Raw genomic sequence first — 10543 nt, 5'->3', positions numbered from 1 at the left:
GATCCTATAACAAGTCTGCCTTAACAGGACTTGTTGATTCTCGTGTGCGATACACACAACTAATTACTGCTTCTTCCAAGATTGGTTCTGTTGGCCACGCCAGCAGAACAACCCCCTTTGCCTGATGACCATAGCGAGTCGGTCCCACCCCTTCCCATCCCGAACAGGACCGTGAAACGACTCTACGCCGATGATAGTGCGGATTCCCGTGTGAAAGTAGGTAATCGTCAGGCTCCCCTCAAGCCAGAAACCCCCGCCCGACAAGGCGGGGGTTTTTGCATTTGTGCGACGGAAATGCGTGTGGAGTGTGCAGTTGTGCGGCGGCGCACCGACGCCGGCCCCTGCGTGTAGCGCACCCCTCAGACTTCCGTAGACGCAAACTACCACCGCTATCACGCAACTATCGTCTCGAGCACAGCATGCTCGTCGTCGTGTGAACGCTCTCGATTCAACCGGTCTGAGACGCATGTCCGGCAACCACGCGCCAGCTATTCCCCGATCGGCGCCACAGGCGTGTATAAGCGAACGTGCCGTTGAACGCGTTGCCGTCGAACTGACCGGCAAGCGCTGCCTTCGTAATCGTGAGGATCATGTCCCCGATCCCATGTGCCAGTGTCTCCTGACGATCGAGTGTCTGCAGCCGCAACAGCTTTGCACGATGCGCGGACAGGTCGTCGTGCTTCGAAATTATGTCCCCGCTCGGAATCGTGAAAATCAGATCGTCGTCCAGCAATGCGTCGAGCGCGTCGACATCGCTGGCCAGCATCGCCGCGCGAAGTGCGGCTTCATACGGTTCGATGACTTCACGCACTGAATCCATATCGGGGCCTCGCGTCGGTTCGACCGGAATTGAACGCATAACGGGCAAGCGGGCGGCGGCCAACGCATCCCGGCATTTCGGCATACTCGACACAGGCTACTCCGCTTTCGACAGCGCCTCACGTCGCACCATCATCAGCACGCAAATGCCGATCGAAGCGAGGATGTTGACCGAAGGGTAGAAGGCTACCGCCACATTCCATGTGCTCAAGGCGAGCAGCGCCAACGCGTACTTGAACGCGCACAGCGCGAAATACGTGAAGCTCTCGCTCCATGGATCGCGAAGCGTCTCGTGCACGGTCGGGCCCAGGCCGGCGAGCTCGATCAATGTGACGACGCAAATCGACAGCGTCGGATCAGCGGTCCACATCCACAGCGGAATCGCCGACAGTGCCGCGCACAGGAAGAACCAGTCGATGCGCGTCCAGCTCTGTTCACCGCGAAAATACTGGCCCCGAAAATCAGAGCGCAGGTGAGCGCGATTGCCGCCGTGCACCATGCCGAAGGCCCGGCGCCCGCAACGAACTGGCCGGCGGCCGCGATCGCGGTGACGACCGACCAGACCAGCCACGTGAACAGATACGGGCGAACGGTGCGACGGTAGATCGCGAGCGCGTACGGAATTGCTGCCAGCAGCGACACGGCAGATCCGACGACACCCCACACCGAAGCGGCACCAGATTGACAGTCACCATCGCAGCGACCTTGCTCGGACTGACCGGTCAGTATGTGATCGAGCTTGACGACGCGCGACGCCGCGCACGTATTTCATACCGGTTCCGCGCCGCACCGTTGCGGGACCGACGCGCGATCGTGCCGAAATTCGCGAGCGCCTCGTCGCGGCCCATGCCGATGCCGTTGCCCTCGATCAAGATCGTGCGCGCCCATGCGACGATGGTCGCCGGCTCCCGGGCAAGCGGCCGTTCAAGGCTCCTGCTGCGCCGCATTGACGTCGCGCCGAAACGCGCCGGGACTCGTGCCGGTCCATTTCCGGAACGCGCGGTGAAACGCGCTGGGCTCGGTGAACCCGAGCTCCGCCGCGATTTCCGCGACGCTCAGTATTTGCCCGCGCAGCAGCGACTGAGCCAGCGCGCCGCGCAGTTCGTCCTTGATCGACGCGAAGCTCTGTCCCTCGCTGCGCAGGCGGCGGCGCAGCGTTGCGGGGGTCGTGCCGAGGCGCACGGCGAGCGTGTCGAAGTCCGGCCATTCCGCGGCCGGCGACGCCTTCAGATGCGCGCGCGTTTTCGCCACCCAGCCGGTGTCGTGCCGGTAGCGCACCAGCAGATTACCGGGTGCGCCGCGCAGAAAGGCCTTCAGCCCTTGCGCGGAGCGGATCGTCGGCAGCGTAAGGTACGCGGCGTTGAAGGCGAGCCGGCTGTCGGGGCGGTCGAAATGCACCGGCACGCCGAAGAACTGGTGGTAGTCGCCGCGCTGGTCAGGGCTCGAGCACGCGAAATCGATGCGTTGCAGCGGAATGCGGCGGCCGATCAGCCAGCACGCGACGCCGAGCAGGATCAGCCAGAACGTTCGGTAAGCGAAGGCCGAATACGGCGCGCCGGCCTGCGTAAGAACGATCTGGGCCTGGCCGTCGGCCACCACGAGTTCGCCATGCGGCTCGTCGAGCACTACACGCAGGAACTGCAGTGCGCGCCGCAGCGCCTGTTCCAGCGTACCCGCGTGCAGCACCGCATGGCACAGCAGCATGAAACTGCCGCGCCGCATCGGCCGGGCCGCGAGCCCGAAGAATTCGTCGTCGATCGCGCCCGCGATCGCGACCCACAGCCGGCCGTACTGCTGCGGCGTGACGGGCTCGTGCACGGTCGCCGGCAGGCCCGCCGCGCGCAGCACTGGCGCGGTCGGCATGTGCTGGCGGCGCAGGCTCTCGAGCGCATCCTCGACGAAGCCCGGCGAGATCATTTGCGGCCCCATTTCTTCAGGTCCCCCAGACATGGCAAAAGCGATCACGATTCTAGATTCTGTTTGTCATTGATTGCAATGTGACGGCTGTCTACCATCATCGATATACCCCGGCTCGCCGGTGGTCATAACGAACAGGAGACACGCATGCGTAATGGAGCAACCGCCCGGGTGGTGCCGGCCTACGCCGACGCCGTGGCAAGCTTCCGTATCGAGACGGCCGCGGCCAGTCTGCACGGTGATCTCGAGCGAGGCCTGAACGCCTGTGTCGAATGCTGCGACCGGCATGCGGCGGCGGACACGAATGCCGTCGCGCTCGACTGGATTGACGCCGGCGGCCAGCACCGCAGCTTCACGTTCGCGCAGCTGCAGGCGCTGTCGGCGCGTGTCGCGAACCTGCTGGCCGAGCACGGCGTGAAGCCGGGCGACGTGGTCGCCGGCATGTTGCCGCGTACGCCCGAACTGGTCGCGACGATCCTCGGCACGTGGCGTGCGGGCGCCGTCTACCAGCCGCTCTTCACGGCGTTCGGGCCGAAGGCGATCGAGCATCGGTTGCGCATGAGCGATGCACGGCTGGTCGTCACCAACACCGCGAATCGCGCAAAGCTCGACGAGATCGCGGATTGCCCGCGGGTCGCGATGGTGCGCGAATCCGGCGACGTGCTGCCGCGCGGCGACATCGACTTCCGCGCGGCGCTCGATGCACAGTCCGACGTGTTCGAACCGGTGCCGCGCAAGGGTACCGACCTGTTCATGATGATGTCGACGTCGGGCACGACAGGGTTGCCGAAGGGCGTGCCGGTGCCGCTGCGTGCACTGCTCGCGTTCGGCGCATACATGCGCGACGCGGTGGACCTGCGCGACAGCGACCGCTTCTGGAACATCGCCGATCCGGGCTGGGCGTATGGCCTCTATTACGCGGTCACGGGCCCGCTGCTGCTCGGCCATGCGACGACGCTGTACGAGGGCAGCTTCACGGTCGACAGTACCTACGACGTGATCGAGCGGCTCGGCATCACGAGCCTCGCCGGTTCACCGACCGCGTACCGGATGTTGATGGCAGCCGGCACGGAAGCTGCCGCGCCGCTGAAAGGACAACTGCGCGTGGTCAGTAGCGCAGGCGAGCCGCTGAACCCGGAAGTCGTGCGCTGGTTCCATGCGGCGCTCGGTGCACCGATCTACGACCACTACGGCCAGACCGAACTCGGGATGGTCGTGAACAATCATCATGGGCTCACGCACGTCGTCCATGCCGGTTCGGCGGGTTTGGCCATGCCCGGCTATCGTGTCGCAGTGCTCGACGAAGCTGGCCGCGAACTCGGCCCCGGACAGCCGGGCACGTTGGCGATCGACATCGCGCGCTCGCCGCTGCTGTGGTTCGACGGCTACTGGCAGCAGGACACGCCCGCGATCGCGGGCGGCTACTACCGGACCGGCGACAACGTCGAACTCGAACCGGACGGCACGGTGAGCTTCATCGGCCGCGCGGACGACGTGATCACATCGTCGGGCTACCGGATCGGCCCGTTCGACGTGGAAAGCGCGCTGATCGAGCATCCGGCCGTCAGCGAGGCCGCCGTGATCGGCGTGCCGGACCCGGAGCGCACGGAGATCGTCAAGGCGTTCGTCGTGCTGTCGAAGGGCTTCGACGGCACGCCGGCGCTCGCCGACGAACTCGGACAGCACGTGAAGCGGCGGTTGTCGGCGCACGCGTATCCTCGCGCGGTCGAGTTCGTCGACGCGCTGCCGAAAACCCCGAGCGGCAAGATCCAGCGCTTCGTGCTGCGCAAAATGGAAGCCGAAAAGGGCCGCTGAATCCCGACTCCCGATTACTGAATACGGACTGCAAATGAATATCAAGGATCGCGTTTTTCTGATTACGGGCGCCGGTTCCGGCCTCGGCGCCGCAGTGGCGCGCATGGTGGTCGGCGCAGGCGGCCACGCGGTGCTGCTGGACGTCAACGAAGACGCCGGTGCCAGCCTCGCGCACGAACTCGGCGCGGCCGCGTGCTTCGTGAAGACCGACGTGACGAGCGAGGCCGACGGACAGGCCGCGGTCGCCGCTGCACGCGACGCGTTCGGCCGCATCGACGCGCTCGTGAACTGCGCGGGCGTTGCGCCGGGCGAGAAGGTCGTCGGCCGCGAAGGCCCGCATTCGCTCGACCGCTTCGCGCGCGCGGTGTCGATCAACCTGGTCGGCACGTTCAACATGATCCGGCTCGCGGCCGACGCAATGTCGAAGCAGGACGCCAATGCGGACGGCGAGCGCGGCGTGATCGTGAACACCGCGTCGGTCGCGGCGTTCGACGGCCAGATCGGGCAGGCTGCGTATGCGGCATCGAAGAGCGGCGTGGTCGGCATGACGCTGCCGATCGCGCGCGAACTCGCGCGCTTCGGCATTCGCGTGGTGACGATCGCGCCGGGCATCTTCGCGACGCCGATGATGGCCGGCATGCCGCAGGACGTGCAGGACGCGCTCGGCAAGAGCGTGCCGTTCCCGCCGCGGCTCGGCCGCCCGGACGAGTTCGCGGCGCTGGTGCGCCACGTCGCCGAGAATACGATGCTGAACGGCGAAGTCATCCGTCTCGATGGCGCGCTGCGCATGGCACCGCGCTGACACTGGAGGAAATGAATCATGACGACACAGGATCCGATCGTAATCGTCGGTGCGGCGCGTACGCCGATGGGCGCCTTTCAGGGCGACCTGGCGGCAGTCAGCGCGAGCGAGCTCGGCGCGGTGGCGATTCGCGCGGCGCTCGAGCGTGCACACGTGCCGGCCGAGCGCATCGATGAAATCGTGTTCGGCTGCGTGCTGCCGGCCGGACAGGGCCAGGCACCGGCGCGGCAGGCCGCGCTGAAGGCCGGCTTGCCGCTCGGCGCAGGCGCGACCACGGTCAACAAGATGTGCGGCTCCGGGATGAAGGCCGCGATGTTCGCGCACGACCTGCTGCTCGCGGGCTCCGCCGGCGTTGCGGTGGCGGGCGGGATGGAAAGCATGACGAATGCGCCGTACCTGCTGCCGAAGGCGCGGGCGGGAGTGCGCATGGGTCACGGCCAGGTGCTCGATCACATGTTCCTCGACGGGCTCGAGGACGCATACGACAAGGGCCGGCTGATGGGCACGTTCGCGGAGGACTGCGCGCAGGCCTATCAGTTCACGCGCGAGGAACAGGATGCGTTTGCGATCGCGTCGCTGACGCGCGCGCAACGCGCGATCGCGGAAGGGCGCTTCGTCTCGGAAATCGCGCCAGTGACCGTGAAGGCCGGCAAGACGGAAAGCGTCGTGTCGATCGACGAGCAGCCCGGTAAGGCGAAGCTCGACAAGATCCCGACGCTCAAGCCGGCGTTCCGCGAAGGCGGCACGGTGACGGCCGCCAACGCGTCGTCGATCTCGGACGGTGCGGCCGCGCTCGTGATGATGCGCCGCTCGGAAGCCGAGCGGCTCGGCCTTGCGCCGAAGGCGGTGATCGTCGGACATTCGACGTACGCGAACAAGCCGGGCCTGTTCGCGACGGCGCCGATCGGCGCGCTGCGCAAGCTGTCGGAGAAAACCGGCTGGAACCTGCGCGACGTCGACCTGTTCGAGATCAACGAAGCGTTCGCGGTCGTCGTGATGGCCGCGATGCGCGATCTCGACCTGCCGCACGACAAGGTGAACGTGCACGGCGGCGCATGTGCGCTCGGCCATCCGATCGGCGCATCGGGTGCGCGCGTGATGGTGACGCTGCTGGCCGCGCTCGAAGCATATGGGTTGAAGCGCGGCGTCGCGTCGCTGTGCATCGGCGGCGGCGAGGCGACGGCGATCGCGATCGAGCGCGTCGCGTAACGGGGGCGCCGCGTCAGCGCCGTCACGCCGACGCGTGCGGCACACGCGGACGCATCGCGTGCGGCACCGCATGTGTGCCGTCCAACGGCGCGGGCGGTGGGCATCGGGCAGGGTCGTTCCTGCTTCGTGTCCGTCGCCCGCTTTATTTTCCCGAGGAGAACCTACGCGTTCGCACGCGGCGACACCGCGCCGCACGCGCGGATCACGAGTTGCACGACCTGCTCCGTCTTCTCGGCGAACGCCCTCTGCGTGAACGCACGCTTGCCGCTCAACGCGCGGATCTGCGCATCGAAATCCGCATAGTGCTGCGTGGTCGCCCAGATCAGGTACATCAACGCGTGCGCGTCGATCGGCGCGAGCAGCCCGCGCGCGATCCACTCTTCGATCACCTTCACGCGCGTATCGAACCACGGCTTTACGCGTTCGGACAGGATGTCGTGCATGTGGGCGGCACCGTGGATGATCTCGTTGGCCCACACCTTCGAGCCGAGCGGGCGCCGTCGCGACAGATCCATCTTCGCGCGCACGTAGCTGCCGATCGCGTCGACCGGATCGTCGCCTGACTCGAACGAGCCGGCCGCGCGATGCCAGTCCTCGAACAGGTCCTCGAGCACGCGGCGGTACAGCGCGAGCTTCGTCGGGAAGTAGTAATGCACGTTCGCCTTCGGCACGCCCGCACGTTCCGCGATCATGGCCGTGCTTGCGCCGTCGAGCCCGCGTTCCGCGAATACGGCTTCCGCGCACGCGAGCAAATGCGCCTCGTTGGACGCGCGGATGTGCGCCTTGCGTCGCCGCAAAGGCGTGCCCGCTTCGTCGTGGCCGGTGGTTTCGGCGGCCGCTTCGTCATGTCTCATCGTTATCCTTGCGCGGCGTGCATGCCGCGTTGCGCTTCATTCTAGCCGCTGGTTCGCAGCAAGCGCACGCGCGTGGATCCATCTACGCGTGCGCGATGCTGCGATGCGGTGGCACGTTTCTCGCTCGCTCCGCTCGCGCAAGAAAGACATTGCGCTGCGCATTTTGATCGTCTAAAACCTGTCCAATCGGACAGGATTCGGCGAGCGGCGGAACGCACCGCCAGTGCTCCGCCGATCGATCGGACGAATCACGCGAACGATGCACGTCCGCACCGCGCAGGTGCGAGTTTGCCCCGACGGCAGCTACGCGCGCACCGCCGTCGACCGGGATGACGACATGACGGACCCCACAGGAGCGATACGTATGGACGCGGTATCGGAAACAGTGAAGCGGGCGGAATTCGACACGTCGATCAAGGTCGACGGCCGGCGGTTGTGGGACAGCCTGATGGAGGTCGCGAAGATCGGCGCGACGCCGAAGGGCGGCGTATGCCGTCTTGCGCTGACCGATCTCGACAAGGCCGGCCGAGACCTGATCGTCAGCTGGGCGAAGGCCGCCGGCTGCACGGTGACGGTCGATACGATGGGTAACGTGTTCATGCGCCGCGAAGGCCGAGTGGCCGATGCGGCGCCGGTCGTCACCGGCTCGCATGCGGATTCGCAGCCGACGGGCGGCCGTTTCGACGGCATCTATGGCGTGCTCGGCGGCCTCGAAGTGATTCGGACTCTGAACGACCAAGGCATCGAGACCGAGCATCCGGTCGAAGTCGTGATCTGGACCAACGAGGAAGGCTCGCGCTTCGCGCCGGCGATGGTCGCGTCGGGCGTGTTCGCGGGCGTGTTTTCGCTCGAGTACGGACTGTCGCGCAAGGATGTCGACGGCAAGACGATCGGCGAGGAGCTCGCGCGCATCGGATATGCGGGCGACGTGCCGTGCGGCGGCCGCAAGCTGCATGCGGCGTTCGAGTTGCATATCGAGCAGGGGCCGATACTCGAGGCGGAGTGCAAGACGATCGGTGTCGTGACCGACGCGCAAGGGCAACGCTGGTACGAGATCACGTTTACCGGCCAGGAAGCGCACGCAGGACCGACACCGATGCCGCGTCGCCGCGACGCGCTGCTCGGCGCGTCGCGCGTCGTCGATCTCGTGAACCGGATCGGCCTCGATCACGCGCCGTTCGGTTGCGCGACGGTCGGGATGATGCAGGTCCATCCGAACTCGCGCAACGTAATTCCGGGCCGTGTGTTCTTCACCGTCGATTTCCGCCATCCGGACGACGCCGTGCTCGCGAAGATGGACGCGGCGCTGCGCGACGGCGTTGCGCGCATCGCCGGCGAGATCGGGCTCGAGACCGCGCTCGAGCAGATTTTCTACTACAAGCCCGTTGCGTTCGATCCGGCCTGCGTCGCCGCCGTGCGCTCCGCGGCCGATCGCTTCGGCTACTCGCATCGCGACATCGTGTCCGGTGCGGGACACGACGCGTGCTATCTCGCGCAGGTCGCGCCGACGTCGATGGTGTTCGTACCGTGCGTCGACGGGATCAGCCACAACGAGATCGAGGACGCGACGCCTGCGTGGATCGAGGCCGGCGCGAACGTGCTGCTGCACGCGATGCTGTCGCGCGCATGCGAACCGGCTCCATGACGCAACGACGATAGCGCGGCGACCGGACTCCGCGTCGCCCGATCGCAGCATTCCTAAGCACGACCGCCCCGACTGTGCGAAAGCAGCCGGCGGGGACGGCTTTGTCTCCACCCGTCGAAGGAACGCGTATGACTACCCAGCCAACCGGCGATATCGCCGCGCATCGCCTGTCGTCCACGCAACTGTCGTGCGAATTCGCCGATATCGCACCGCTGCTCGATCCGACGGCCGCCGCGGCCGCCGCGAGCCGCTGCCACTACTGCTACGACGCGCCGTGCGTGCAGGCCTGCCCGACGCGGATCGACATCCCGAGCTTCATCCGCAAGATCGGCAACGGCAACCTGAAGGGCGCGGCGACCGACATCTTGTCCGCGAATCCGCTCGGCGGGATGTGCGCGCGCGTGTGCCCGACCGAAATCCTGTGCGAAGGCGCGTGCGTGCGCAATCACCAGGACGCGCAGCCGGTCGCGATCGGCGCGTTGCAGCGGCACGCGACCGACTGGGCGATGGCGAGCGGCGCGGTGCGCTTCACGCGCGCGCCCGACACGGGGCGGCACGTCGCCGTGGTGGGCGCCGGGCCGGCCGGCCTTGCATGCGCGCACCGGCTCGCGCTGGCCGGGCATCGCGTCACGCTGTTCGATGCGCGCGCGAAAGCGGGCGGCCTGAACGAATACGGGATCGCCGCGTACAAGACGGTCGACGATTTCGCGCAGCGCGAAGTCGAGTGGCTGCTGTCGGTCGGCGGTATCGCGGTGGAAACCGGCGTCGCGCTCGGCCGCGACGTGACGCTCGACGCGCTGCGCGAGCGGCACGACGCAGTGTTTCTCGCGATGGGCCTGACCGGCGTGCGCACGCTCGCGATCGACGGCGAACGGCTGGCCGGCGTGATGAACGCGGTCGACTTCATCGAACAGGTGCGCCAGGCCGACGCGCTCGAGAACGTGCCGGTCGGGCGGCGCGTGGTCGTGATCGGCGGCGGCAATACGGCGATCGACGCGTCCGTGCAGAGCCGCAAGCTCGGTGCGGAGCGCGTGACGATGGTGTACCGGCGCGGCATCGACGCGATGAGCGCGACCTGGGCCGAACGCGAGTTCGCGCAAAAAAGCGGTGTCACGCTGCTCACGCACGCGAAGCCGGTGCGCATCGTGGGCGCGGACGGGCACGTGACGGGCGTCGAATTCGAGGCCGCGACGGGCGAGCGCTTCACCGTCGACGCGGACATGGTGCTGAAGGCGATCGGCCAGACGCTGGTGCCGGACGGCATCGACGCCTCGCTGCTGACCGTGGACGGGACGCGCATCGCGGTCGATGCGGACGGACGCACCGCGTTGCCCGATGTATGGGCCGGCGGCGATTGTGCGGCGACGGACGGTATCGACCTGACGGTGCAGGCGGTGCAGGACGGCAAGCGTGCGGCGGCCGCGATCGACGCGGCACTCGCGCAGCGCGACGCCAAGGCCGCATGAACGCGGGATACGCGAA

Annotated in this window: 8 protein-coding genes, 1 rRNA gene and 1 pseudogene; 6 read left to right on the top strand and 4 right to left on the bottom strand. The window is 67.0% G+C overall.

Annotated elements, in window-relative coordinates:
- Window positions 1–120 precede the first annotated feature (120 nt).
- A 5S ribosomal RNA gene (rrf, locus tag BSE24067_RS06125) occupies window positions 121–233 on the top strand.
- A 215-nt stretch (window positions 234–448) separates the two neighbouring features.
- Here rrf and BSE24067_RS06120 read toward each other — a convergent pair.
- The 3 genes and pseudogenes from BSE24067_RS06120 to BSE24067_RS06110 all read right to left on the bottom strand — a co-directional run bounded on the left by BSE24067_RS06120 (window position 449) and on the right by BSE24067_RS06110 (window position 2748).
- On the bottom strand, window positions 449–820 hold the full coding sequence (locus BSE24067_RS06120; protein WP_151062918.1) for a nuclear transport factor 2 family protein: 372 nt from the start codon (window positions 818–820) through the stop codon (window positions 449–451).
- Window positions 821–916: 96 nt separating this feature from the next.
- Window positions 917–1545 (bottom strand): annotated as a pseudogene (locus BSE24067_RS06115) (hypothetical protein).
- A 198-nt stretch (window positions 1546–1743) separates the two neighbouring features.
- Window positions 1744–2748 (bottom strand): AraC family transcriptional regulator, encoded by a 1005-nt coding sequence (locus BSE24067_RS06110; protein WP_151062919.1) that lies wholly within the window; start codon window positions 2746–2748, stop codon window positions 1744–1746.
- A gap of 135 nt (window positions 2749–2883) precedes the next feature.
- On the opposite strand from BSE24067_RS06110, the gene BSE24067_RS06105 reads away from it, so the two are divergent.
- From BSE24067_RS06105 to BSE24067_RS06095, 3 genes are read left to right on the top strand one after another with little or no spacing between them, the layout of a single operon-like run.
- The gene (locus tag BSE24067_RS06105; protein WP_151062832.1) at window positions 2884–4551 is read left to right on the top strand and encodes an acyl-CoA synthetase; all 1668 of its coding nucleotides are present in this window, start codon (window positions 2884–2886) and stop codon (window positions 4549–4551) included.
- Window positions 4552–4585: 34 nt separating this feature from the next.
- The gene (locus BSE24067_RS06100) at window positions 4586–5353 is read left to right on the top strand and encodes a 3-hydroxyacyl-CoA dehydrogenase (RefSeq protein WP_151062833.1); all 768 of its coding nucleotides are present in this window, start codon (window positions 4586–4588) and stop codon (window positions 5351–5353) included.
- An 18-nt stretch (window positions 5354–5371) separates the two neighbouring features.
- Window positions 5372–6562, top strand: a complete 1191-nt coding sequence (locus BSE24067_RS06095) for an acetyl-CoA C-acetyltransferase (protein WP_151062834.1) — start codon at window positions 5372–5374, stop codon at window positions 6560–6562.
- A gap of 161 nt (window positions 6563–6723) precedes the next feature.
- Here BSE24067_RS06095 and BSE24067_RS06090 read toward each other — a convergent pair whose 3' ends face one another.
- Window positions 6724–7416 (bottom strand): TetR/AcrR family transcriptional regulator, encoded by a 693-nt coding sequence (locus BSE24067_RS06090; RefSeq protein WP_151062835.1) that lies wholly within the window; start codon window positions 7414–7416, stop codon window positions 6724–6726.
- Between the two features lie 364 nt (window positions 7417–7780).
- On the opposite strand from BSE24067_RS06090, the gene BSE24067_RS06085 reads away from it, so the two are divergent.
- Entirely contained in the window at window positions 7781–9061 is a 1281-nt protein-coding gene (locus BSE24067_RS06085; RefSeq protein ID WP_151062836.1) for a Zn-dependent hydrolase, read from the top strand.
- Window positions 9062–9189: 128 nt separating this feature from the next.
- Complete coding sequence (locus tag BSE24067_RS06080) at window positions 9190–10527, top strand: NAD(P)-dependent oxidoreductase (RefSeq protein ID WP_151062837.1); 1338 nt, start codon at window positions 9190–9192, stop codon at window positions 10525–10527.
- Window positions 10528–10543 lie beyond the last annotated feature (16 nt).

Origin of the sequence: Burkholderia latens (genome assembly GCF_902499045.1) — a bacterium.
Classification (GTDB): Bacteria; Pseudomonadota; Gammaproteobacteria; order Burkholderiales; family Burkholderiaceae; genus Burkholderia; species Burkholderia latens.
The sequence above is the reverse complement of the archived record's forward strand: the minus strand, read 5'-3'. Positions and strand labels throughout refer to the sequence as shown.